We start from the raw sequence: 22,951 nt of genomic DNA on the forward strand, positions 1-22,951 counted from the left end.
TCTCCTCCCCTCCAACACCCGCCGAACAGTGAACCCCCCCCCCCGCCGGGGGGAGGGCCCCCCCCCCCTCCACCCCCCCCCCCCCCCCCCCCCCCCTCGGCCTGCGGTGCGGGCCCCGGTGCTGCGGGGCGGCCCGTCGGCCCACGGTGTGTGGGCCTTCGGAGTTCCTACTCCTGCCCGGGGTCGAGCAGTGACAGGTCCGACTTGCCCCAGTACACCCACACCGCCTCGATCAGACCGTGCGAACCGGCCCGGAAGACGCTGGTGAGGGAGAACTTGATCCGTTTGCGGAACGGGTCGGCCGGCTTGTCCAGATACCCGTGCTTGGTGAGCGCCGGCCCCAGCGGCAGGTAGTTCATGTACACCGACACCGGTATCGCCACGTGCCGTCCGTCCTGCGCGGCGACCGGGACACCGGCGACATCCACCGTCCGGGCCTGAGCCGCCCGCTGGAAATGGACCCGCAGTTCCTCGTGCCCGATCATCGGGGGTGAGCCCACCGGATCCTCGAACCGCACGTCCTTCGTGTACAGCTCGAGCATCCGGTCGACGTCGCCGCTCGTCATTCTCCGGCAGTGTTCCAGGGCGAGTTCTTTCCGGGTCGCCTCGTCGAGCATGGGAACTCCCTTTCCGGTCGTTTTCCCGGTCGTTTTCATTCCGTCCCCGACAGGGAGACGTCACTCGCCCCCCAATAGGCTTTCATCTCCTCGATGAGACCGTCGTCCCCGGCCCGGATCACCATCAGGAACCGGAAACGCATCCGCTGCCGCGCCGGGTCGGCCGGCGCGGGCAGCACGCCGTGCCGGGTCAGCACCGGACCCAACGGCAGGTAGTCCATCGTCGCCTCCACCGGCACCGCCGCGTGCCGCCCGTCCTGAGCGGCCACCGCATGCCCCGGAATCTCCACGGCATTGCTGGTCACGGCGCCGGTGGCGTGGGCGCGCAGCGCCTCGTGCCCGGCTTGCGCGCCCGCCCCGACCGGGTCCTCGAACCGCACCCGCGGGGAGTACAGGCGCAGCAGTCCCGCCACGTCGCCGGCGTTCACCCGGGCGCAGTGTTCCAGGATCAATTTCTTGAGCGCCGCCTCGTCCAGCATGAACCCGTCTCCTCACGTCCATTCGGCAGACGCTTCCCATCGTGACGACGCACCGGCCCGCCCGCGACAGCCGACCGAGCTGATACGGATTCGATAGGGGTCGCTAGGGGTTCAGGCGCATCGGCGACGACTGCTAATTTCGCTGAAATCACCGCTGCCGAGACGGCGGTTCGAAAATCACCCCCGTATTCACGCAGGGTGTCCGACGGATCCGACGGAAAGGCCACGCCCTCATGACCGCTGAAACCCGCGCCGTGGTGATCGGCGGAGGTCTGTCCGGAATGCTGACGGCATCCGTCCTGGCCCGGCACGTGGACCGCGTCACGGTCCTGGAGCGGGACGTCTACCCGGCCGGCCCCGACCTGCGCAAAGGCGTTCCGCAGGCCCGGCACGCCCATCTGCTGTGGTCCGGCGGCGCCCGCGCGATCGAGACCGTCCTGCCCGGCACCCTCAAGGCGCTGCTGGACGCCGGCGCGCACCGCCTGTACCTGCCGCGCGACATCGTCTGGTACACGCCCTACGGCTGGCAGCACCGCTTCCCCGGCAGCCAGTTCATGATCACGTCGAGTCGGCCGCTGCTCGACTTCGTGGTCCGCGAACGTGCCCTGGCCGACGTCCGGGTCGAGGTCCTCCAGGACACCGACGCCCTCGGCCTGCTCGGCACCGCCGACCGCGTCACCGGAGTGCGGCTTCGCGCCGCCGACGGCACCGAGCAGACGATCGGCGCCGACCTCGTCGTCGACACCTGCGGCCGCGCCTCGCAACTGCGCCGCTGGCTGCCCGAACTCGGCCTGCCCGAGGTCGAGGAGGACATCGTCGACTCCGGCATCAAGTACGCCACCCGCGTCTACGCCGCGCCCGAGGGCGCCGCGGACCGCTTCCCGATGGTCAACGTCGCCGCCGCCCCCGGCCTGGGCGAGCCCGGCCGCAACGGCGCACTCGTCCCCATCGAGGACGGCCGCTGGCTGGTCACCCTGGCCGGCACCCGCGGCGGCGAACCCACCACCGACGACGACGCGTTCACCGACTTCGCACGAGGCCTGCGCCACCCCGTCCTCGCCGACCTGCTGCGCCGCGCCGAACCCCTCGGCCCCGTCCTCGGCTCCCGCTCCACCGTCAACCGGCGCCTTTACTACGAGCGTCTGGAGCCCTGGCCCAAGGGCCTGCTCGCCCTCGGCGACTCCGTCGCCGGCTTCAACCCCGTCTACGGCCACGGCATGAGCTGCGGCGCGCTCAGCGTCCGCGCCCTCGGCGCGGTCCTCGCCCGGGGCGGCCTCGCCGACGACACCGCGGAGCGGGCCCGGCACGCCGTCGCCAAGGTCGTCGACGACCCGTGGGTCCTCGCCACCACCCAGGACATCTGCTACCCCGGCACCCGTAACCAGGCCGCCGACCCGCGCATCGTCCCGCGCCAGGAGCGGGCCCAGAAGTTCGCCGACCTGCTGGGCACCGTCGCCCTGTACGACCCGGTGGTCAACGCCGCCGCCATGCAGGTCACCGCGCTCGCCGCACCGGTCACCAGCCTCGAGTCGCCGCATCTGGTGGCCGCCCTGCGCAAGGCCGGCGAGCACAGCCCGCTCGGCTCCCCGCCGTTCACCGACGCCGAACTCGCCGCCCTCGGCACGAACACCGCCCGACTCGACGTCGCCTGACCCGCCCCAGGGACGCCTCGGCCACACTCCAGTCTCGCTCAACCGTTCCCCTCCAGGATGCGTGTGCCACGGGGAACGCGAGACGGAGAGGCCCAACACGATGCTCCTGTGCCGGGAAACCGCATGCACACAGCTGGACCGAGCCCTCGACGCATGCATCGGCGGAACGTCGGGGGTCGTCCTGCTGGAAGGCGCCGCCGGATGCGGCAAGACGGAACTGCTGCTGCAGTTCGCCGAGACCGCCACCGGATACGGCGCCACCGTGCTGCACGCCGCCGCGCCCGGTGACGCCGACGCCGACGCACCGCACACCACGGTGCGCCGGCTGCTGGCCGGGCTGACCGGCACCGCCGGCCCACCGCCGGTCGGCACGCCCACCGCCCACGAGTTCACCGCGGCCCTGCGCCGCGCCGCCGCCCACACACCGGTCGTGGTCTGCGTCGACGACCTGCACCGCATCGACGGCGCCTCGCTCGCGTACCTGCTGCACGCCGCGCACGCGGTGCGCGGCACCGCCGTCCTGCTGGTCCTCGCCTGCGCCCCGCTGCCGCACGCGGACAGCCCGCTCGCCCGCACCGAACTGCTGCGCCACCCCCACTTCCTGCGGATCGGCGTGGAACGCCTCGACGAACAGGGCAGCGCCGACCTCCTGGCCCGGTACACCGCACAGCCCGCCGACCCGGGCACCGCCGCCCTGCTGCACCGCGTCAGCGGCGGAAACCCGCTGCTGTTGCGCGCCCTGCTCACCGAGCTGCCGCTGCCGGCGGACGGCCGCGGACCCACCTCCGACGGGCCGTTCGCCGACGCCGTCCTGACCTGTCTGGAACGCGCCGGTGACGACGTGCGCCGCCTGGCCACCGCCCTGGCCGTCCTCGGCGCCGCCGACAGCGCCCCCCGGCCGGCCGCCGACAGTGCCCCCCGGCCGGCCGCCGACAGCGCCCCCCGACCGGCCGCCGACAGCGCCCCCCGGCCGGCCGCCGACAGCGCCCCCCGGCTGGCCGCCGGCCTCGCCGGCACCACGCCGAGCGCCGCCCTGCGCGCCGCCCTCGCCCTGGAGGACGCCGGCCTGACCGAGGGCGGCCGCCTGCGCCACCCCGCCGTCGCCGCCGCCGTCCTCGACCGCGTCCCCGCGCCCGAACGCGCCGCCCTGCACGGCCGCGCCGCCCGCGCCCTGCACGAGCACGGCGCCCCCGCCGACACCGTCGCGCGCCACCTGCTCGCCGCCGGCGCCCCCGAGGCCGCCACGGCCCTGCGCGGCGCGGACGCGGTCGAGGCGCTGCGCGAGGCCGCCCTGCAGGCCCTCATCGCCGACGGCGACCTCGACCACGCCGCCGCCTGCCTGGAACTCGCCGTGCGGCTGAGCCCCGACGCGCAGGCCGGCTGCGAGATGTCGCTGCGCCTGGCCGCCGTGACCTGGCCGCGCAGCCCCGGCGCCGCCGAACACCAGCTCGACGAGCCGCTGGCCGCGCTGCGCCGCGGCGACCTCGCCCCCGGCCACGCCGGACGCCTCGCCCGGCTCCTGGTCGCCCAGGGCCGCATCGAGGACGCCGCCGAAGCCCTGGAACGCACCGCACCGCGCACCGCCCGCGCCGACCCGCTGCGCGAACTGTTCGCCCTGCCGCCCCACACCGCCCCCGCACCAGCCGACCAGGGCGAACGCCACCCCCAGGCGGGCTCGGCCGAGCTGCGCAACTCCGCCGCCCTGTGGACCCACCCCGGCAGCGACAACGACGACCAGGCCGCCGAGCAGCTCCTGAAGGGCACCCCGCTCGCCCACGCCAACTTCGACCCGATCGTCCAGGCCGTGCGCACCCTCGTACACACCGACCGACCCGACCGGGCCGTCGTGTGGTGCACCCGCATCCAGGCCCAGCTCGCCGGCGGCCGCACCCCCGGCTGGCAGGCCGTCCTGGGACTGCTGCACGCCGAGGCCCTGCTGCGCACGGGCGACCTGGCCGGCTCCGAACGCGAGGCCCGGGCCGCCCTGGACGCCGTCGCCGACCGCGGCGGGGTGTTCGTGTTCGGGCCGCTCGCGGCACTCGTCGCCGCGCAGACCGCGGCCGGCCGCATCGACGCCGCCGCACGGCTGCTGCAGATGCCCGTGCCCGAGGAGCTGTTCTCCTCCGTCTACGCCCTCACCTACCTGCGCGCCCGCGGCCAGTACTACCTGGCCACCCACCGCAGCCGCGCCGCCCTCGACGAGTTCCTCGACGCCGGACGCCTCGCCCAGCGCTGGGGCCTGGACCGCCCCCGCCAGCTGCCCTGGCGCACCGACGCCGCCGAAGCCCTGCTGCAACTCGGCGAACACCGCCAGGCCGAACGGTTCGTCGTCGAGCAGCTCGGCACCCCGGATGCCCGCAGCCCCCGGGTGCGCGGCCTGTCCCTGCGGCTGCGCGCCGCCACCGCCGAGCCCCGCCAGCGCCCGAAGCTGCTCACCCGCGCCGTCGACGAACTCCGCCGCTGCGGCGACCGCCTGGAACTCGTCCGCGCCCTCGCCGACCTGGGCCGCACCCTGCAACTCCTGGGCGAGGGCAACCGGGCCGCCATGATCTCCCGCCGCGCCCGCTACCTGGCCACCGAGTGCGGAGCGCTCCGCCTGGCCGAGCAGATCATGCCCGCCCCGGCCCCCCAGGACCACTGCGCCCCGCCGGCCGAGCGCGGCGCCGCCACGACCCCGGACGCGGAGCAGCTGAGCGAGTCCGAACGCCGCGTGGCCGCACTCGCCGCCTACGGCTACACCAACCGGGAGATCTCCGCGAAGCTGTTCATCACCGTCAGCACCGTCGAGCAGCACCTGACCCGCGTCTACCGCAAGCTGAACATCTCCCGCCGCCAGGACCTGCCCATGGACCTGCAGTTGGAGAACCTGGAGAGCCTGTCCTCCGCCTGAACGCGGACAGGGGCGCCACGCACCCGGTCAGGGTGGCAGGGGCGAACGCGGACCACTGACGTGGTCGGCGACGGGACACCGAGAGGACACCGTGGACGAGGAAACCGAACCCGGCCGGGGGAGCACTGTGGTCGACAGGGGGAGCACTGTGGTCGACAATCCGTGGGACGTGACGAGCCCGGACGCACCGGTGCGCCTGTTCTGCCTGCCCTGGGCGGGCGGCAGCGCCGTCACCTACCAGCGCACCTGGCCCCGTGCCCTGGCGCCCGGCGTCGACGTCCACGCCGTGGAACTGCCCGGCCGCGGCATCGCCTCCGACGTACCGCCGGTGCGCCGCCTGGAAGACCTGCTCGACTTCCTCGTGCCCCGGATCGCCCCCTCCGTCGACCGCCCCTACGCCGTCTTCGGACACAGCATGGGCGCCGCCCTGGGCCTGGAACTCATCCGTCGGCTGACGGCCGCGGGGCTGCCGGAACCGGTGCGCGTGTTCGTCTCCGGCAGCGCCGTCCCGGGGCGCGCCCCGCGCGCCGCCCGTCCCCTGCACGAACTGCCCGAGAACGAGTTCCGCGCCTGGCTGCGCGACACGGGCGGCACACCCGCCGAGGTCTTCCGCAACCCCGAACTCCTCGACCACCTCTCACCGCTGCTGCGCGCCGACTTCGAGCTGTGCCACGTCTACCGCCCCACCCCGGGAGGCCCGCTCGGCTGCCCCCTCACGGCCATCGGCGGCGACGCCGACCCGTACGTGAGCGTCGACGCGCTCGCCGAGTGGTCGGAACTGACCACCGGCCCCTTCGACCGTCTCGTCCTCGGCGGCGGCCACTTCGCCTTCCAGGACCACCTGGACCGCGTCCACACCTACATCGCCACCGCGCTGCGGCACACGGTGCGCGGCCCGGCCCGCTGAGGCGGGGCGCCCGTCGCGGCGCCCCGCCGGCGCGGCCGGCACCGTTTTGGGCCGTGGTCAGGCGGGACGTTCCGCCCGGAAGCGGTTGATGGCGTCCAGGTGCTCGGCGCGCGTCTCCTGGTCGCGCACGCCCAGGCCCTCCTCGGGGGCCAGGCACAGCACGCCGACCTTGCCCTGGTGGAGGTTGCGGTGCACGTCGTAGGCCGCCTGCCCGGTGTCCTCCAGGGAGTACACCTTGGAGAGCGTCGGGTGGATCCTGCCCTTGGCGATGAGCCGGTTGGCCTCCCACGCCTCGCGGTAGTTGGCGAAGTGCGAGCCGACGATCCGCTTCAGCGACATCCACAGGTAGCGGTTGTCGTACTCGTGCATGTACCCGGAGGTCGAGGCGCAGGTGACGACGGTGCCGCCCTTGCGGGTGACGTACACGGAGGCGCCGAAGGTCTCCCGGCCGGGGTGCTCGAAGACGATGTCGACGTCCTCGCCGCCGGTCAGCTCGCGGATGCGCTTGCCGAAGCGCTTCCACTCCTTCGGGTCCTGGGCGTGCTCGTCCTTCCAGAACTCGTAGCCCTCGGCGTTGCGGTCGATGATCAGCTCCGCGCCCATCGAGCGGCAGATCTCGGCCTTCCGCGGCGAGGAGACGACACAGATCGGCGTCGCCCCGCCGGCCAGCGCCAACTGCGTGGCGTACGAGCCCAGTCCGCCGCTGGCCCCCCAGACCAGCACGTTGTCGCCCTGCTTCATCCGGGCGCCGTTGCGGGAGACGAGCTGGCGGTAGGCGGTGGAGTTGACCAGGCCGGGCGCGGCCGCCTCCTCCCAGGTCAGATGGCCGGGCTTGGGCATCAGCTGGTTCGACTTCACCAGGGCGATCTCGGCGAGGCCGCCGAAGTTGGTCTCGAAGCCCCAGATGCGCTGCTCGGGGTCGAGCATCGTGTCGTCGTGCCCCTCGGAGGACTCCAGTTCGACCGACAGGCAGTGCGCGACGACCTCGTCACCGGGCTTCCACCGGTTGACGCCCGGCCCGGTCCGCAGCACCACACCGGCGAGATCGGAGCCCAGCACGTGATACGGCAGGTCGTGCCGCCGGGCGAGCGGGGAGAGCCGGCCGTACCGCTCCAGGAACCCGAACGTGGGCAGCGGCTCGAAGATCGACGACCACACCGTGTTGTAGTTCACCGACGACGCCATCACCGCCACCAGCGCCTCACCCGGCCCCAGTTCGGGCACCGGAACGTCCTGCGCGTGCAGCGACTTGCGGCAGTCGCGCTCCGCGGGCGGAATGCCGTCGAACATCTCCGTCTCGTCCCTGTGCACCGTGATCGCACGGTACGACTCGGGCAGCGGCAGTTCGGCGAAGCCGACGTCGGACGCCCCGTCGTCCGACGCGTTCGACGCGTTGATCGCCTCGAGGATTTCCTTCACAGTGGCCTCCGGCTGGTCGGCGTGACATTCACAGATACGCACGCCGCCCGCCGAAATCCCGCTCCGGAGCACCGGTCAAGGGGTGCCGGTCCCGCCTTTAGGGGGCACCGGTCCGTTCGGACCAGGGCGCCGAGTCGTACACCCGTTCTCTGGCCGAAAGCGGCCTTGCCTCAACCGCTCGGAACCCCACCCGCCGCTATCCTCGCCCCGTGATCAAGGTTCAGCTCACCGGTGCCCAGGAGACCCTCCTCGCCACCTTGTACGGCCGCGCCCTGGATGCCCGAAGCGAGCACCCCATCCTGGGGGACACCCTCGCCGACGACACCGTGCAGCGCATCGACTACGACTTCTCCCAACTGCACCTGAATCCGGGCGACGCCGCGGGCGTCGCCCTGCGAGCCCACCAACTGGACGTCTGGACACAGCAGTTCATCGCCGACCAGCCGGACGCCGTGATCCTCCACCTGGGCTGCGGCCTCGACACCCGCGTCCACCGCCTGGCCCCGCCTCCCACCGTCGAGTGGTGGGACGTCGACCAGGCCGACGTCATCGACCTGCGCACCCGCCTCTACCCGCCCCGGCCCGGCTACCACACCGTGGGCGCCTCGGTCACCGACGCGGCCTGGCTGGCCGCCGTCCCGTCCGACCGCCCCACGATGGTGGTCGCCGAGGGCCTGCTGATGTACCTCACCGAGCGGGACGGCAAGCACCTCATCACCCGCCTGCTCGACCACTTCCGGTCAGGCGGCCGCCTCGCCTTCGACGCCTACAGCCCCCTGGGCATCCGCCTGCAGGGCCTCAACCGGGCCGTGCGGGCCTCCGGCGCCACCCTCCACTGGGGCATCACCAGCGCCGCCGAACTGGCCGACTGCGACCACCGGCTGCGGGTCCTGGACGAGGTGAAGGCCTTCGACGTCCCCGGCCGCGACCAACTCCCCGCCCCTTACCGGGCGGCCACCACGGCTCTGGCGCACGTACCCGGCGTCAACCGCATGGCCCAGCTCCACCTGCTGGCCTTCGCCCCGCACGGACCCGCCCCGGCCTGATACTGCCGCGCCACCGGGTCAGCGCCGTTCCATGTCGAACTCCAGCAGGCGGGGCGACGCACAGCCACCGGAAGCCCCACGCCTCCATCGTCACATCGGCCCGCACTTCCCAGCCGAGTTTCGTGGTGCAGAAGCCGAGCGCTGCGTACCGACGGCGACGCCGACCGCGGCCACCGTCCAGTCGGTCGTGAGCAGCAGGGCGGCGGCCCGCTCCAGTCGGCGCGTCAGCAGGTACTGGTGCGGTGATTCCCCGAACGCGGCCTTGAAGCAGCGGCTGAAGTGGGCCGGGGACAGCGCGGCGGCTGCGGCCATGTCCGCCACGGTGAGCGCTTCGGCATAGCGGGCGTCCGCGAGATCCCTGGCGCGGAGCAGATGGCGCGCGATCGGAACAGTGCCCACGGGCTCATTATGCGGTGCTGCGGTCTTCCCGCGCGTCCTCGATCCGGAGCCAGTGCTCCCGCAGGGTGCGGGCGGTCTCGGCGATCGCGGGGCGCTGGGCCGCCCCGGTGCGCCACAGTGCGTACAGCCGCCGGACCGGCGTCGGATCGAGGGCGACCTCCACCACCTCGGCGGGCAGCGGGCCGCGCCCCAGACGCGGAAGGAGGCAGATGCCCAGACCGGCGCCGACGAGCGCCACCATGGTCGGGTTCTCCTCCGCCTGGTGAACGATCTCCGGCTCGTGCCCGGCCGTCCGCAGGGTCCGCATCAGCCATTCGTGGCACACCCGGCCCGGCGGCTGGCATATCCACCGCTCACCGCCGAGGTCCTCGCGCCGCACCGAATCCCGCCCGGCGAACCGATGCCCCTGCGGCACCAGCAGCGTGCACCAGTCCTCCCCGATCAACGCCTGCTCCACCCCCGGCGGCAGCGGCAGGGGCGCGATGTCCCAGTCATGAACCACGCTCAGGTCGACCGCGCCCTTGGCCACCATGCCGACGGACAGATGCGGGTCGACCTCGCTGAGCCGTACGTCCATCGCCGGATGCCGTACGGCCAGGTCGGCGAGGACCCCGGGCAGCAGCCCGCGCGCCGCCGAGGCGAAGGCGGCGATGGTGAGCCGCCCGGCCGGGATCCCCCGCCGCTGCTCCAACTCGCTCTCCGCCCGCTCCACAATGGCCAGCAACTCCTCCGCGACGCCGACGAGTTGATACGCCTCGGGGGTCAACCGGACGCCGCGCCCCGCACGCTCGAGCAGTACGGCCCTGGTCTCCCGCTCCAGCTTGGCGATCTGCTGGGACACCGCGGACGGCGTGAAGCCCAGTGCGGAGGCGGCGGCGCCGACGCTGCCGTGCACGGAAACCGCGTGGAGGGCGCGCAGGCGCTGGAGGTCGAGCATGAAAGTCTCCGTCACGAAGGGAGCAACCGATTAGCGTCGCTTCATCCAACCATGCAGCAATCATCGCTGGTGCTTCATGATCTGCGGGTGTGATCATCGGCCCATGCGTCCTGCACACATCGCCCTCGCCGTCCTGGTCGCCGCCGTCTGGGGCGTCAACTTCACCGTCATCGAGATCGGCCTCGACCACTTCCCGCCGCTGCTGTTCTCCGCCCTGCGTTTCCTCGCGGCCGCGGTTCCCGCGGTGTTCCTGGTGGGTCGCCCCAAGGTCGCGTGGAAGTGGATCCTGGGGGTCGGGCTGGTCCTGGGCGTGGCCAAGTTCGGGCTGCTGTTCGTGTCGATGGACAACGGGATGCCGGCCGGTCTGTCTTCCCTGGTCCTCCAGGTGCAGGCAGTGTTCACGGCCCTGATCGCGTTCGCCGCTCTGGGGGAACGCCCCTCGCGGCTGGGCGTGTCGGGCATGGCCGTGGCGCTGGCCGGGATCGCCGTCGCGGCAGTGGACGAGGGCGCGTCCGGACCGCTCGGAGCGTTCGCCCTGTGCGTCGCGGCCGCTGCCTGCTGGGGCGCCTCCAACGTCCTCACCCGCAAGGCGGCCCCGCCGGACGCGCTGAACTTCATGGTCTGGGTGAGCACGGTCCCGGTACTGCCGTTGTTGGCCCTGTCCCTTCTGACGGAGGGCCCGTCGCGCGACCTGGCGGCGCTGCGCGCCCTCGACTGGCAGGGCGCGGGCACCGTCCTCTACGTCGCCTGGATCACGACCGTCTTCGGCTTCGGCGCCTGGGGCTGGCTGCTGCGCCGCCACCCGGCGTCCACGGTGGCCCCATTCTCTCTTCTCGTCCCCGTCTTCGGGATGTCGTCGGCGGCCCTCTTCCTGGGCGAACCGGTCAGCGGGCTGCGCTGGTGGGCGGCGGCTCTGCTGGTCGGCGGTGTGGCCCTGACCTCACTGGCACCCCGGCGCCCGACCCCCGTGACCCACCCCGCGGAGCCCCCGGTGGTGAAGGCGGCCGTGGGCGGGTCATGAGGGGCGGAACCTCCGGCGTCAGCCAGCCGCGGGCCCCGGCCGCCGCGTTCGCCACCGGCAAGACGGGATCTAGGACACGCACCGTCCTGGATCCCGCCTACGGTCGGCCCATGACCACTTCGTCGCAGGGCCCGGCCCCCTCTCTTCCGGGCGAGCACGGCGAGCTGCTGCAAGCACTCGCGGAGCAGAGGGGGTTGCTGCTGATCGCCGTGCGCGACATCACCGACGCCCAGGCCGCACAGCGCACGACCGTCAGTGAACTCACCCTGGGCGGGATCGTCAAACACCTCACCCGGGGTGAGCAGGTGTGGACGCAGATCATGGTGAAGGGGGACGGAGAGCTACCGGAGGGCATGCTTGACCTGGAGCAGTACCGCATGGTTGAAGGCGAGACGCTCGCTGGGCTGCTGGGGCAGTACACCACTGCCGCTCAGGGGACCGAGGAGTCCGTGGCCGCCCTGCCGGACCTCGGCCGGAGCGTGCCACTTCCCAGGACTCCGTGGTCCCCGCCGGAGACCGTCCACTGGTCCGCACGCCGGATCCTGCTGCACCTGATCAGGGAAACGGCCCAGCATGCCGGACACGCGGACATCATCCGGGAAGCACTCGACGGGGCCAGCACCACCGCTCAACGGTGATCACCGGTCAGTGTGCTGCGACGGGTTCCGGTCAGTGGCCGAGCGGTGACGGCGTGGCGCGACGGCCCGCGGGGCGTCGGCCGTCGGCCGCGCTGCGGTAGGCCGTGACGCCGAAGGCGAGCAGCCAGTAGCTGAGCAGCGCGCCCATGAGGGCGGTCGTGCCCCAGCCGTTGGCGGCGTAGAAGTGGGCCGGGGTGTTGCCGAAGAACAGTGAGGGCATGAAGGCGAGGTTGACGCCCGCCAGGACGAAGGCCGTGCGGTACGTCCAGCGGGGCAGCAGGCCCGCGCGCGCGATCGCGTAGGCGGTCGCGGCGAGGAACAGGGCCAGCAGCATGCGGGAGACGGATCCGTACAGGACGTAGGTGCCGTCGACGGTGATGGTGGGATCGACGGGGCGGTCGGCCGCGATCACGACTCCCGCCTCCAGGTCGCTGGAGACGAGCGTGACGACCGCGTACGCGAGGCCGGAGACGCAGGCGAGGGTACCGGCCCATTCCAGGTCGGGGCGCACGTTCTTGACGAGTTCGCGCAGAAACGTGACGAAGACGATCAGGCAGCCGAGGGCGAGGATGCCGATCAGCAGCCGGGCCAGCACGTTGGAGTCCGGCGGCGGCCCCGAGTAGACGAAATACAGCGGCACTTCGAGGATGAGAGCGGCGGCCGCGGCGATGCCGCCGACCCCGGTCATCCGCCGGGCGATGGTCTCCTGCACGGGATCCTCCCGGGAACGGGGCCGGTCCCCGGGACCCGACCGGCCCCGGCAGGAAAATGCTGGCAGCGCCGCGAGCCCGGCGCCCTGGCCCTGACACCCCGATCCGGGGTGGCGCCGGCGACACCATGCACTCCCGGCCGGGGCAGCCGGACGCTTGCGCGGTCCTGCGGGCCGCGCAAGCACGTCTCATGCGCCGGTGACTCCGTCGACCCGCTCCCGGATGAGGTCGGCATGACCGTTGTGACGGGCGTACTCCTCGATCATGTGCACCATGATCCAGCGCAGGGAGACTCCCTGATCGCCGACGAAACCCGCTTCGCGTTCGGACAGGTGGCCGGAGTCGTCCAGCGATGCCTCAGCGATCAGCTCACGGCCTTCAGCGACCTCCGTCTGCCACGCGGCCAGCACCTCGTCGAAGCCTCGTTCCGGCGAGAGGTCGAAGCCGTGCAGGTCGCTCTCCCCGAAGACTCTAGGCACGTCCTGACCTGCGAATACGCGCTTGAACCAGTTGCGCTCCACTTCAGCCATGTGCTGCATGAGACCGAGCAGCGTCATCGGCGAGGGCGGCACCGCGGCAAGCCGTAATTGATCGTCTTCGAGGCCCGAACACTTCAGGGCAAGAGTCGCACGGTGAAAGTCGAGCCAGGTTTCCAGCATGGCGCGCTCGTCGGCATGCGCGGGCGGGACAGGCCGTCCATCCGGTGTCGTATGCATCAGCAGACTCTGGCAGCATCAGCCGCGGCCCACGACCGCCTTCGCTGTCGACGAACACGGAGCTCGCCCGGCTCGCGGGCGAGCCGGCCAACTCCTCCGCCTGGGACGACGATGCCGTCCGGCTGGCCCGGACCGTCCCGGCTACAGTCACGCGCATGGTCGAACACGATGCCCTCCACGCCACCCGCGAGGCCTACGACGCGGTCGCCCCCGAGTATGCGCGACTGTTCAGCGGCGAGTTGCGCAACAGGCCCCTGGACCGCGCGATCCTGAGTGCCTTCGCCGAGCTGGCCGGCGCGGGCGGCGACGCACCCGAGGCCGCGGACCTGGGGTGCGGACCCGGCCATGTCACCGCTCACCTGAACGAGTTGGGGCTGGCGGCGTTCGGCGTCGACGCCTCTCCCGCGATGATCGAGCTGGCTCGACGCGCGCATCCGGGCCTGCGGTTCGACATCGGCTCGATGGCCGCCCTGGACATCGCCGACGGTGCGCTGGGCGGCGTCCTGTCACGCTGGTCCGTCATCCACACGCCACCGGCCGAACTCCCGGTCATCCTGGCGGAGTTCCACCGTGTGCTGGCGCCCGGCGGCCATCTCCTGATCGGCTTTTCCGCCAGCGAGGGTCCGTCTCACCCGACACAGGTCTTCGATCACACCGTCGCGCCGGCCTACCGGTGGTGGCCGGACCACCTCGCCGCGATGCTGGACGAGTCCGGACTCGCGGAGGTGGCCCGTACGGTGCGCCGGCCCCAGCCCACCGACCGACGGCAGTTCCAAGAGGTTCACCTGCTCGCCCGCAAAGCCTGAGAGGTGTTGCTTCTGCGGCCGGGCACGGCCGCCGAACGCCCAAGCGCCAGAGGTGAGTTCGATGTCGTTGACCGCGGCGACGAGTGCCGCCCCGCCCCGCCGCCCGCGGGCCGGCCGCTCCGTCGCCGTCCGCCCGGCAGGCCCTAGCATCGGGCCACATGATCGTATGGCTCAACGGCACCCACGGCGCGGGCAAGACGACGACCAGTCCACTGGTGCAGCGACTGATCCCCGATTCACGCGTGTTCGACGCCGAGAAGGTCGGCGAGACACTCATGGACATCACCCCGGGGCTGCCCGAGACGGACAATTTCCAGCACTGGCCGCCGTGGCGGCCGCTCGTGGTCGAGACCGCCCGCCGTGTACTCGACTACACCGGCGGCGTCCTGGTGATCCCCATGACCGTCCTGGTCGAGCGGTACTGGCGTGAGATCAGCGCGGGCCTCGCCCGACACGCCATCCCGGTGCGGCACTTCGTGCTCCACGCCGACCAGGACACCCTCCGCCGGCGCATCGAGGGGGCCACTCCCGTCCCCTCACCCTTCCGCCTGGCGTACCTCGAGCCCTACGCCGAGGCGGCCCGCACCTGGCTGCACGCAGAGGCCGAGGTCGTCGACACCACACACCTCACACCCGCCGAGGCCGCCCGCCGGATCGCGGACGCCCTCAAGAGCTGAACTCCGCGGGCCCGCCGAGCGAGAACGGCCGCGGGCGGCGACGGCAGCGCCGTTCCAGCCGCCGCCGGCCCGGTTGTCCGCGAAATCCCCCGGAATTGTCAGTGATCGGTAACGGACGCATCCGATGGCAGCGATTCGTCGTCCCATCAAGTGGTCGGAAGTCGACCGGTGATCGGCGAGGAACTGCGGGAAGCGGGGGCGGACATGGCGCGGCACGGTGGCGGGCGGGGCTGGTACGGCAGGCTGGCTGTGGCGGCAGCCGGGGTGACGGCACTTGCCGCGGGCGTCTCGGTGTGGACCGCGCAGGCCGGTGTCGTGGACGGCGGGTCGCCCCGGCCGACCGCGTCGGCCACGCCGCGCGGTGACGTCCGGCCGGTGGCGATGACCATCGTGCACGCGTCGGACAAGGGATCGCATGCCGTCAACATCACCATCGACGACGGACCCGACCCCACGTGGACGCCGCAGATGCTGGACGTGCTGCGGGAGAACGGGGTGAAGGCCACGTTCTGCATGGTCGGGACGCAGGCGCAGGCCCACCCGGACCTCGTGAAGAAGGTGGTCGCGGCCGGGCACCGGCTGTGCGACCACTCCATCTCGCACGACACCACCATGGACACCAAGTCGCAGGCCTACCAGTCGAAGGAGATCCTCGACGCCGAACGCATGATCACCGAGGCGTCCGGGGGCGTGCGGCCGATGTACTACCGGGCGCCCGGCGGGGCGTTCACCCCCTACAGCCGCAAGCTCGCCGCCTCCCGGGGCATGCGCCCGCTGGGCTGGAATGTGGACTCCAAGGACTTCGAGCGGCCGGGCACGGACGCCATCGTCGCCACCGTCGAGCGGGAACTGCCCAACGGGCCGACGATCCTGTTCCACGACGCGGGCGGCGACCGCTCCCAGACCGTCGAGGCCCTGCGCCGGATCCTTCCCTGGCTCAAGGAACAGGGCTACGAATTCGGCTTCCCGGTGCGCTGAGCCGCGGACCTGCCGGGTGACCGCAGCCGTACCGAGTAGAAATTACTCAGAAATCCGGAGCCGACGGGGGAGCCGGGGCTGTCCCGGCCATTGTCAGTGGCAGGGTTTATGGTCCTCGCCATGATGAATCCGAATACGGCGTCCGCTCACGACGACGATCCGCACAGGCATGCTCCGACAACCGTCGATGCTCCGATGAACGCCGGGGAACGGGTGACCTTGAGAGAGGTCATCCGGCGCCGCGTGTCCGAGGAATTCGACCGGCCCCGCGGAAGCGCGCTCACCGGCACGGCGGCAGGTCCACGGCGATGGGGTGCGGACCGGCCCGCGGATGCCCGGCATGCCGTCGAATCGGCGCTGGAGGCCTTCCGGCGCCAGAGGTTCGTCGTCCTGGTGGGGGACCGGCAAATGGAGGATCTGGACGACGAGGTGGTCCTGTCGCCGGACGTGGAGATCACTTTCCTGAAGCTCGTTCCTCTGGCGGGTGGCTGATGACCTCACCACGAAATCCGGACCGGCTGGAAGCCGTCTCCCGATTCGCCATGGAAAACGACACCTACCGCCTGGCGCGGGAACTGATGGACGCCGCGGCTCTCGGTGAAATCGGCGAGCTCGGTGAAATCGCAGAAGCCGGTGAACCCGACGACAGTCGCCGGATCTCCGCCGTGCTTCTGTCCCTGTCGGAATTCCACGCGGCGAAACTGGCCAACGACATGGTCCATCTCTACCGGGCCACGGTGATGCGGCAGTGGGTCCGGCACGGCTGGTCCGAGCAGGACTGCCGGGGCCACGAGCACTCGCTGTGGGACCGCATGCAGCGGTTGAAGGAGTTGCTGATCAGCGGCCTCCCCAGCGTCCGCTCTCTGCCCGGACGGCTCCGGGAAGTGGACGCCCTCGGGCGGAGCTTCACGCTGGACACCCCCCACACCCACGAACTGTGGAGGATCATCGAGACGGACTCCGAGCTGGCGGCAGGCACGATGCCTTCCACCGCGTTCGTCGCGACACTGCGCCGCACCGTACGGAAGAACGGCTACCAGCCCGGCGGCATCGGGCACCTGAGCGAGGAACAGGTCAGTCACCCTCTCCTCAACCCGGGGGAAGCCTGGAGCGACCACGCGCTCGGCGAGCTTCCCGGTCTGCACGAGAGCTGGCCGCTGCTGCTCCGGCACGCGCTGACCGCGACCGCGGTACGGCCGACCGCCGCCTGGAACGCGAGGGCGAAGGGCCTCATCGACGAGATCGGCCCCGAGACGGTTGGCGCCACGGTCGTCTGCTGGCTCGGCATGGTCGACCGGCCACGCCCGGTTCCGCTCGTCCACAACGGCATCAACACCTTCCCCGGCATGCTCGATCCGTACAACGCGGTGGCCGTGCGAGGTCTGGTCTGGCTGCTCGCGCTCACCCCGGAGAGCGCCGGCTCCGCACGGGTCCTGGGGCAGCTGGTGGACTTCTGTGTGCGGAAGATCCCGGGGCTCGGGCCACGGCACCCGAGAATCGCGAACGCGGCCGTCCACACGCTCGGCGGACTCCAGGGAGAGGCGTCTCTGGGTGAACTGGCGCGGCTCACCGCCCGCCTGACCTCCAAGCCCACGCTCAAGCTCGTCGACGCGGCCCTGGAGTCCCGGGCCACGGCCATGGGCGTATCCCGGGAGGAGATCGAGGAACTGGCCCTTCCCGCCTACCGGCTCACCGGTGTCGGGCACGGCGAACACACCCTGGGCGACACCACCGCCGTGCTCTCGGTGCGCGACGGAAAAGCCTCCCTGACGTGGCGCGGCACGACAGGCCGCAGCACGAAGACCGCGCCGGCCTCGGTGCGGCGCGACCACGCCGAAGAGGTCAAAGCGCTCAAGGCGGCGGCCAAGGACATCGACAAGATGCTCACCGCCCAGAGCACCCGGCTGGAACGCCTCTACCTCTCGCGCCGCACATGGACGTTCCCCGCCTGGTGCGAGCGCTACGCCGGCCATCCACTGCTCGGCACTCTCGCCCGCCGCCTGCTGTGGAGCGTCGACGGCCTCACCTGCGGATACGCCGACGGCCAGTGGCGCACCCTGGACGGCAGCCCGGTGCAGGCCGCACCGGACGCGCGCGTCGAACTGTGGCACCCCATCGCCCAGGACCCCGACGACGTCCTCGCCTGGCGGGACTGGCTGCGTCGGCACGGCATCACCCAGCCCTTCAAACAGGCCCACCGCGAGGTGTACCGGCTCACCGGGGCGGAGCGGCAGACCCGCGACTACTCCAACCGGTTCGCCGCCCACATCCTGCGCCAGCACCAGTTCAACGCCCTCGCCGCCGCACGGGGCTGGCGCAACAGACTGCGCATGGCCGTCGACGACGTCTACCCTCCCGCCACCATCGACCTGCCCGCATGGGGACTGCGCGGCGAATACTGGATCGAAGGCATCGACGACGACGTCGCGGGCTCGGGAAGCTTCCTCACCGTCCGAACCGACCAGGTCCGCTTCTACCCGCTCGACGCGCCCCAGAACCACGCCCACGCCAACGGCGGCGCCTACACCATGCACGACGGGCACGTCGATCCGCTGCCCCTCGAAGGCATACCCGAGCTGGTGCTCAGCGAGGTCCTCCGCGACGTCGACCTCTTCGTCGGCGTCGCGAGCGTCGGCAACGACCCCACCTGGCAGGACGGCGGCCCCCGAGGACGCTTCCAGCACTACTGGAACGGCTACGCCTTCGGCGAGCTGTCCCAGCCGGCACGGACCAGGAAGGAACTGCTCGCCGGCCTGCTGCCGCGACTCGGCATCGCCGACCGGTGCGAGATCGACGGAAGGTTCCTCACCGTCCGGGGCACCCTGCACACCTACCGGATCCACCTCGGCTCCGGGAACATCCTCATGAGCCCCGACAACACCTACCTGTGCGTCGTCCCCGTGGCCGGCGGCGCCCTTCCCCCGCCCGGCGCCTACCTGCCGTTCGAGGGCGACCACATGCTGGCCGTCATCCTCAGCAAGGCCGTCATGCTGGCCGACGACACCGCGATCACCGATCCCGGCATCGTCGGCCGGCTCAAGCGAGGGGGGACACAGGCGCCCCCGCCCGCCAACACTCCCGCAGCAGCTCCACCGCCCGCGTCAGCGTCCGGGGTGTCGCCGTGAACGGCAGGCGCAGATGGCGGGTGAGGGTGGCGCGGTCGGCGGCGAAGCGCGGTCCCGGGGTCACCGCGAGTCCGCGCGCGGCGGCCCTGGCCGCGAGGTCGGTCGCCCGCATGCCGTCCCCCAGGTGCAGCCACAGGCTCAGTCCGCCGGCCGGAAGGGTGTAGGTCCACTCGGTGCCGGTCAGCAGGGCGGCCAGATGGTCACGCTGGTCGCGCAGTTGGTCGCGCCGGTTCGCGAGGAGGTCCGGGAGCAGGTCGCCGAGGAGTTCGACGGCGATGAGCTGTTCCAGCGGCGGTGGAGCCAGCTGCGCCTGGAGCGGGTTGCGCCGCAACTGCCGTACGAGGTCCGCGTTCGCCCTGATCCAGCCGACCCGCAGACCCGTCCACAGGGTCTTGCTCACCGAGCCGATCTGGATCACCCGCGCGCCGGCGAGATGCGGTTCGGTGCCGGGCGGGGTCCTCAGGTCCAGGTCGCGCATCGTCTCGTCGGCGAGGACGGTCAGCCCGTGGCGGTCGCCGAGCTCGGCGACCGCCCGGCGCGTCCGCGCGTCCATGTGGGCGCCGGTGGGGTTGTGGAAGTCGGGCACCACATAGGCCAGTTGGGGCCGGTGTTGACGCACGGCCGCGGTGAGGCGCTCGATGTCCCAGCCGTCGGTGGCTGAGACGGGCACCGGCAGCAGGCGGACGCGGCGGGCGTGCAGGAGGGCGAGGGCGCCGGGGTAGGCGGGGTTCTCCACCACGGCGGGGCGCCGGCGGTCGGCGTGCAGGTGGTCCAGGAGCAGGGTGAGGGCGGCCTGGGCGCCGGAGGTGACGAGGATCTGCTCGGGCCGGGTGGCGAGGCCGGCGCGGGTGTAGCGGCCGGCGAGGAGCTCCCGCAGCACGGGCAGCCCGCAGCCGGCGACCCCGGAGTCGACGAGCAGCGGCGCGCTGCGTTCGGCGGCGCGGGCGAGAGCGGTGAGGTAGGCGTCGTGCGGTGCGGCGGTGACGGCGAGAGTGAGGTCGAGGTCGGCGTCGGCGGCGCCGCCCCGGTCCAGGGACCAGGGGCTGGTGCGCTCCGTGAGCCGGGGAGGCAGCCGTACCGAACTGCCGCTGCCGTGCCGGGTGTGCAGCCAGCCGTCGTCGCGCAGCCCGGCCAGCGCGGAGACCACCGTGCCGCGGCTGACCCCGAGGGTGCGGGCCAGTTCCCGCTCGGACGGCAGCCTGGTGCCGACCGGGAGCCGGCCGTCGATCACGGCCTCGCGTACCGCCGCCGCCAGGGTGCGGGAGAGCGGGCCCGACCGGACGCGCCAGTCGCCGAGCGCGGCGACGAATCCAGTGTCCACACGGCCAGTATGTCTGGTCCAGTTCTCCTCGAGTGGACCAGACATCCGGCTGCCTGCGCGTTCTACGCTGCGCGCATGCACCCCGCACTCGCCGATGACCTCTCCCGGCTCTCCGAACTCCTGCAGTCCGCCCGCGACTACGCCGCCCGGGAGGTGACGGGCCTCGCCGAGCGGCCGGTCGCCGCGTCCGGCCGGGCTCCCGAGCGTGCTCCGCTGCCCGTCGAGGGCGTGGGCGGCGCCGACGCCCTCACACGCTTCGCCGAGCGGTGGGCGCCGGGCTTCTCCGGCTCGGCGGGCCCCCGTTACCTGGGCTTCGTCACCGGAGGCGCGACCCCCGCGTCGGTCGCCGGTGACTGGCTGACGTCGGCCCTCGACCAGAACATCTCGGGCGCGGGCGGCTCGTGGGCGCAGGAGCTGGAGCGGGAGACGGTCGGCTGGCTGCGCGAGCTGTTCGGGCTGAGCGAGGCGCACAGCGGCGCGTTCGTGACGGGCGCGACCGTCTCCAACACGATCGGGCTGGCGGTCGGCCGGGAGTGGCTCGGTGAGCGGCTGGGCGTGGACGTCTCCCGGGCCGGCGCGGCGGCGCTGGGCCCGGTCGACGTGCTCTCCGGCAGCCCGCACTCCAGCATCACCAAGGCGATGTCGGTGCTGGGCATCGGCCGGGACCGGCTGCGGCAGGTGCCGCTGCTGTCCGGCAACCGGGAGGCCGTGGACGTGACCGCGCTGGAGGAGGCGCTGGCCGGGCGGGACGGCCGGCCGGCGATCGTCGTCGCGAACGCGGGCACCGTGAACACCGTCGACTTCGACGATCTGCGCGCGATCGCCGCGCTGAAGGAGCGCTACGACTTCTGGCTGCACGTGGACGCGGCGTTCGGCGGTTTCGCCGCGCTGTCCCCCGAGTACGCGTCGTTGGTCGACGGCCTCGACGCGGCCGACTCGGTCTGCGTCGACCTGCACAAGTGGCTGAACGTTCCCTACGACGCGGCCGTGCAGTTCACCCGGCGCCGCGACCTCCAGGTGGCGGTGTTCCACAACGCCTCGCCGTACCTCGGGATGCCCGTCGGCGAGCCGGACTTCCTGCACCTGACCCCGGAGAACTCGCGGCGGCTGCGCGCCCTGCCGGCGTGGTTCTCGCTCATGGCCTACGGGCAGGCCGGGCACCGGGAGATCGTCGAGCGGAACGTGGCCCTGGCCCGGCGTCTCGGTGAGGGCGTCGACGCCCTGCCCGGTCTGCGCCTGCTGGCACCGGTCCGGCTCAACGTCGTCTGCTTCACCCTCGCCGACGACCCGACCACGGAACGGGTGAGCGCGCTGGCGCAGGCGGTCGCCGAGTCCGGGGAGGCGTACGTGACGCCGACGGTGTACGACGGGGTGCCCGGACTGCGGGCCGCGTTCAGCAACTGGCGCACCACCGAGGACGACACCGAGCGCGTACTGGAAGCGCTGGCGGCGGCCTCGGGCTGACCGAGGGTCCGGCGGTCCGCACCGCCGGACCGCCGGAAACGGCCTGGGTGACCGCGGCGGGCCCGCCGTCACCGCACCGACGCGGGCACTCCTCGTCACGCCCGCCGTGTCCTCGCCATGACGGTCGCCATGGCGAGGTGTGTCACGTGCGTGATTCGCCGCCTCACCGGCCCGGTGGGCGTCCCGGTGCGTCCGGTACCGGCCGGAGCCGTGGCATCAGACAAGCTGCTTCAGCAGTCCCAGTTCCTCCGCGACGCCGTGCATCTTCGGGCTCCACCCCAGTTGCTCGCGGGCCGCCGCGCTGGACAGCCGCTGGGAGTAGGTCAGCGCCTCGGCGAAGGGACCCAGCGCCTGGGACGCCACTTCGACCGGCAGGGAGGCCGTTTCCCCGCCCCCGCCCAGCGCACGGCTCGCCATGACGGAGAAGTCCCGGTAGGACATGCTCTCTCCGTTGCCCGCCAGATACAGGGAGCCGGCGGGGGCGCGCTCGATCGCGCCGACACACAGGGCCGCGAGATCGTCCACGTGCACGAAGGCGAGCAGGTTGTGCCCGTCGCCGACGTAGTGCACCCGGCCGGTGCCGCGGTAGTCGGCCAGCAGCGATGTCGCGACGAAGCCGCTCGTGCGTCCGTACACCATGGGCGCGCGGACCACCGTGCTGCGGACGCCCGTGCCGGCGGCCTGCCGGATCTCACCCTCGAGCTTCGACCGCCAGGCGAGGAAGGCGGGCGGATCGTCGGGAGTCGACTCGTCGACCTCCACCTCGGGCCCGGTGTTCCCGGTGCCGAGTGAGCCGGTCACGTACAGGAAGGCCTTGTCCGTGCCCCGCATCGCCCGCAGAACCGAACGGACCGCGGTGGTGTCCACCTCGCGGAACCGGTCCGGAACGGGGTCCAGCCACGCGAACACGACGGCGTCGGCCTGAAGGGCTCGTGCCACCCACTCCGAAGGGCGGCTGACCTCACCCGGCTGAACCTTCGCCCCGGCCGCCTCCAGGGCCTGGGCGGATGCCGGAGATCTGGCCAGGCCCACCACGTCGTGGCCCCGCTCGAGCAGATGATCGACGATGGCGCCACCTATGTATCCCGTGGCGCCGATGACGAATGCTTCCATGTGGTCTCCAAGGGGAATGGCGACTTGGCCGGGTGG

The 22,951-nt window shown here is 72.3% G+C and carries 21 protein-coding genes; 12 read left to right on the forward strand and 9 right to left on the reverse strand.

From position 1 onward, the window contains the following. Positions 1–167: 167 nt before the first annotated feature. Both ACZ5GT_RS01475 and ACZ5GT_RS01480 read right to left on the reverse strand, forming a co-directional pair. On the reverse strand, positions 168–617 hold the full coding sequence (locus ACZ5GT_RS01475) for a nuclear transport factor 2 family protein (protein WP_469012478.1): 450 nt from the start codon (positions 615–617) through the stop codon (positions 168–170). A gap of 35 nt (positions 618–652) precedes the next feature. Beyond that, positions 653–1,096: a nuclear transport factor 2 family protein gene (locus ACZ5GT_RS01480; protein WP_360758907.1), complete on the reverse strand. Its 444-nt coding sequence runs from the start codon at positions 1,094–1,096 to the stop codon at positions 653–655. Between the two features lie 233 nt (positions 1,097–1,329). Here ACZ5GT_RS01480 and ACZ5GT_RS01485 point away from each other — a divergent pair, with 233 nt between their 5' ends. From ACZ5GT_RS01485 to ACZ5GT_RS01495, 3 genes are all read left to right on the forward strand, one after another. Then, entirely contained in the window at positions 1,330–2,748 is a 1,419-nt protein-coding gene (locus tag ACZ5GT_RS01485) for an FAD-dependent oxidoreductase (RefSeq protein WP_469012482.1), read from the forward strand. A 61-nt stretch (positions 2,749–2,809) separates the two neighbouring features. After that, entirely contained in the window at positions 2,810–5,638 is a 2,829-nt protein-coding gene (locus ACZ5GT_RS01490) for a helix-turn-helix transcriptional regulator (RefSeq protein ID WP_469012484.1), read from the forward strand. A gap of 169 nt (positions 5,639–5,807) precedes the next feature. After that, complete coding sequence (locus tag ACZ5GT_RS01495) at positions 5,808–6,545, forward strand: thioesterase II family protein (RefSeq protein WP_469012486.1); 738 nt, start codon at positions 5,808–5,810, stop codon at positions 6,543–6,545. A gap of 57 nt (positions 6,546–6,602) precedes the next feature. Here the strand turns inward: ACZ5GT_RS01495 and ccrA are convergent, their stop codons facing one another. After that, complete coding sequence (gene ccrA, locus ACZ5GT_RS01500; protein ID WP_469012489.1) at positions 6,603–7,964, reverse strand: crotonyl-CoA carboxylase/reductase; 1,362 nt, start codon at positions 7,962–7,964, stop codon at positions 6,603–6,605. A gap of 209 nt (positions 7,965–8,173) precedes the next feature. Between ccrA and ACZ5GT_RS01505 the strand changes: the two genes are divergently transcribed. After that, entirely contained in the window at positions 8,174–9,010 is an 837-nt protein-coding gene (locus tag ACZ5GT_RS01505; protein ID WP_469012492.1) for a class I SAM-dependent methyltransferase, read from the forward strand. A 90-nt stretch (positions 9,011–9,100) separates the two neighbouring features. On the opposite strand, the gene ACZ5GT_RS01510 is transcribed toward ACZ5GT_RS01505, so the two are convergent. Further along, the gene (locus ACZ5GT_RS01510) at positions 9,101–9,409 is read right to left on the reverse strand and encodes a helix-turn-helix domain-containing protein (RefSeq protein ID WP_469012496.1); all 309 of its coding nucleotides are present in this window, start codon (positions 9,407–9,409) and stop codon (positions 9,101–9,103) included. Positions 9,410–9,416: 7 nt separating this feature from the next. Further along, positions 9,417–10,346: a LysR family transcriptional regulator gene (locus ACZ5GT_RS01515; RefSeq protein WP_469013123.1), complete on the reverse strand. Its 930-nt coding sequence runs from the start codon at positions 10,344–10,346 to the stop codon at positions 9,417–9,419. 103 nt (positions 10,347–10,449) lie between these two features. Between ACZ5GT_RS01515 and ACZ5GT_RS01520 the strand changes: the two genes are divergently transcribed. Together ACZ5GT_RS01520 and ACZ5GT_RS01525 are read left to right on the forward strand one after the other, a co-directional pair. Further along, complete coding sequence (locus tag ACZ5GT_RS01520) at positions 10,450–11,367, forward strand: EamA family transporter (protein ID WP_469012499.1); 918 nt, start codon at positions 10,450–10,452, stop codon at positions 11,365–11,367. A gap of 110 nt (positions 11,368–11,477) precedes the next feature. Beyond that, entirely contained in the window at positions 11,478–12,005 is a 528-nt protein-coding gene (locus ACZ5GT_RS01525) for a DinB family protein (RefSeq protein WP_469012503.1), read from the forward strand. Positions 12,006–12,036: 31 nt separating this feature from the next. Here the strand turns inward: ACZ5GT_RS01525 and ACZ5GT_RS01530 are convergent, their stop codons facing one another. Both ACZ5GT_RS01530 and ACZ5GT_RS01535 read right to left on the reverse strand, forming a co-directional pair. Next, the gene (locus ACZ5GT_RS01530) at positions 12,037–12,717 is read right to left on the reverse strand and encodes a hypothetical protein (protein ID WP_469012505.1); all 681 of its coding nucleotides are present in this window, start codon (positions 12,715–12,717) and stop codon (positions 12,037–12,039) included. Between the two features lie 186 nt (positions 12,718–12,903). Next, positions 12,904–13,431, reverse strand: a complete 528-nt coding sequence (locus ACZ5GT_RS01535) for a DinB family protein (RefSeq protein ID WP_469012509.1) — start codon at positions 13,429–13,431, stop codon at positions 12,904–12,906. A gap of 155 nt (positions 13,432–13,586) precedes the next feature. Here ACZ5GT_RS01535 and ACZ5GT_RS01540 point away from each other — a divergent pair, with 155 nt between their 5' ends. The 5 genes from ACZ5GT_RS01540 (at position 13,587) to ACZ5GT_RS01560 (ending at position 19,017) form a co-directional block, all read left to right on the forward strand. Continuing rightward, positions 13,587–14,237: a class I SAM-dependent methyltransferase gene (locus ACZ5GT_RS01540; RefSeq protein ID WP_469012513.1), complete on the forward strand. Its 651-nt coding sequence runs from the start codon at positions 13,587–13,589 to the stop codon at positions 14,235–14,237. Between the two features lie 158 nt (positions 14,238–14,395). Then, positions 14,396–14,914: a DEAD/DEAH box helicase family protein gene (locus ACZ5GT_RS01545; RefSeq protein WP_469012516.1), complete on the forward strand. Its 519-nt coding sequence runs from the start codon at positions 14,396–14,398 to the stop codon at positions 14,912–14,914. Positions 14,915–15,118: 204 nt separating this feature from the next. After that, positions 15,119–15,892, forward strand: a complete 774-nt coding sequence (locus tag ACZ5GT_RS01550) for a polysaccharide deacetylase family protein (RefSeq protein ID WP_469013129.1) — start codon at positions 15,119–15,121, stop codon at positions 15,890–15,892. 120 nt (positions 15,893–16,012) lie between these two features. Further along, a complete protein-coding gene (locus tag ACZ5GT_RS01555) occupies positions 16,013–16,384 on the forward strand; it encodes a hypothetical protein (RefSeq protein WP_469012518.1) in 372 nt (123 codons plus the stop codon). Next, complete coding sequence (locus ACZ5GT_RS01560; RefSeq protein WP_469012520.1) at positions 16,384–19,017, forward strand: DUF4132 domain-containing protein; 2,634 nt, start codon at positions 16,384–16,386, stop codon at positions 19,015–19,017. The genes ACZ5GT_RS01555 and ACZ5GT_RS01560 overlap by 1 nt, the downstream gene beginning before the upstream one ends. Here the strand turns inward: ACZ5GT_RS01560 and ACZ5GT_RS01565 are convergent. Beyond that, positions 18,929–20,338: an aminotransferase-like domain-containing protein gene (locus ACZ5GT_RS01565; RefSeq protein WP_469012522.1), complete on the reverse strand. Its 1,410-nt coding sequence runs from the start codon at positions 20,336–20,338 to the stop codon at positions 18,929–18,931. The two genes, ACZ5GT_RS01560 and ACZ5GT_RS01565, sit on opposite strands and share 89 nt — an antisense overlap. Positions 20,339–20,413: 75 nt before the next feature. Here ACZ5GT_RS01565 and ACZ5GT_RS01570 point away from each other — a divergent pair, with 75 nt between their 5' ends. After that, on the forward strand, positions 20,414–21,802 hold the full coding sequence (locus ACZ5GT_RS01570; protein WP_469012527.1) for a pyridoxal phosphate-dependent decarboxylase family protein: 1,389 nt from the start codon (positions 20,414–20,416) through the stop codon (positions 21,800–21,802). Positions 21,803–22,018: 216 nt separating this feature from the next. Here the strand turns inward: ACZ5GT_RS01570 and ACZ5GT_RS01575 are convergent, their stop codons facing one another. After that, positions 22,019–22,915 carry an NAD-dependent epimerase/dehydratase family protein gene (locus ACZ5GT_RS01575; RefSeq protein ID WP_469012531.1) on the reverse strand — a complete coding sequence of 299 codons (897 nt, stop codon included), beginning with the start codon at positions 22,913–22,915 and terminating at the stop codon, positions 22,019–22,021. Between the last annotated feature and the right edge of the window lie 36 nt (positions 22,916–22,951).

It is taken from the genome of Streptomyces sp. NPDC031340, assembly GCF_055569945.1.

Excerpts from the sequence above, each read along its gene's own strand:
- ACZ5GT_RS01540 (WP_469012513.1), top strand. The coding sequence starts at position 13,587 with ATGGTCGAACACGATGCCCTCCACGCCACCCGCGAGGCCTACGACGCG.
- ACZ5GT_RS01575 (WP_469012531.1), bottom strand. The coding sequence starts at position 22,915 with ATGGAAGCATTCGTCATCGGCGCCACGGGATACATAGGTGGCGCCATC.
- ACZ5GT_RS01555 (WP_469012518.1), top strand. The coding sequence starts at position 16,013 with ATGATGAATCCGAATACGGCGTCCGCTCACGACGACGATCCGCACAGG.
- ACZ5GT_RS01525 (WP_469012503.1), top strand. The coding sequence starts at position 11,478 with ATGACCACTTCGTCGCAGGGCCCGGCCCCCTCTCTTCCGGGCGAGCAC.
- ACZ5GT_RS01520 (WP_469012499.1), top strand. The coding sequence starts at position 10,450 with ATGCGTCCTGCACACATCGCCCTCGCCGTCCTGGTCGCCGCCGTCTGG.
- ACZ5GT_RS01545 (WP_469012516.1), top strand. The coding sequence starts at position 14,396 with ATGATCGTATGGCTCAACGGCACCCACGGCGCGGGCAAGACGACGACC.
- ACZ5GT_RS01560 (WP_469012520.1), top strand. The coding sequence starts at position 16,384 with ATGACCTCACCACGAAATCCGGACCGGCTGGAAGCCGTCTCCCGATTC.
- ACZ5GT_RS01485 (WP_469012482.1), top strand. The coding sequence starts at position 1,330 with ATGACCGCTGAAACCCGCGCCGTGGTGATCGGCGGAGGTCTGTCCGGA.
- ACZ5GT_RS01535 (WP_469012509.1), bottom strand. The coding sequence starts at position 13,431 with ATGCATACGACACCGGATGGACGGCCTGTCCCGCCCGCGCATGCCGAC.
- ACZ5GT_RS01515 (WP_469013123.1), bottom strand. The coding sequence starts at position 10,346 with ATGCTCGACCTCCAGCGCCTGCGCGCCCTCCACGCGGTTTCCGTGCAC.
- ACZ5GT_RS01570 (WP_469012527.1), top strand. The coding sequence starts at position 20,414 with ATGCACCCCGCACTCGCCGATGACCTCTCCCGGCTCTCCGAACTCCTG.
- ACZ5GT_RS01480 (WP_360758907.1), bottom strand. The coding sequence starts at position 1,096 with ATGCTGGACGAGGCGGCGCTCAAGAAATTGATCCTGGAACACTGCGCC.
- ACZ5GT_RS01550 (WP_469013129.1), top strand. The coding sequence starts at position 15,119 with ATGGCGCGGCACGGTGGCGGGCGGGGCTGGTACGGCAGGCTGGCTGTG.
- ACZ5GT_RS01475 (WP_469012478.1), bottom strand. The coding sequence starts at position 617 with ATGCTCGACGAGGCGACCCGGAAAGAACTCGCCCTGGAACACTGCCGG.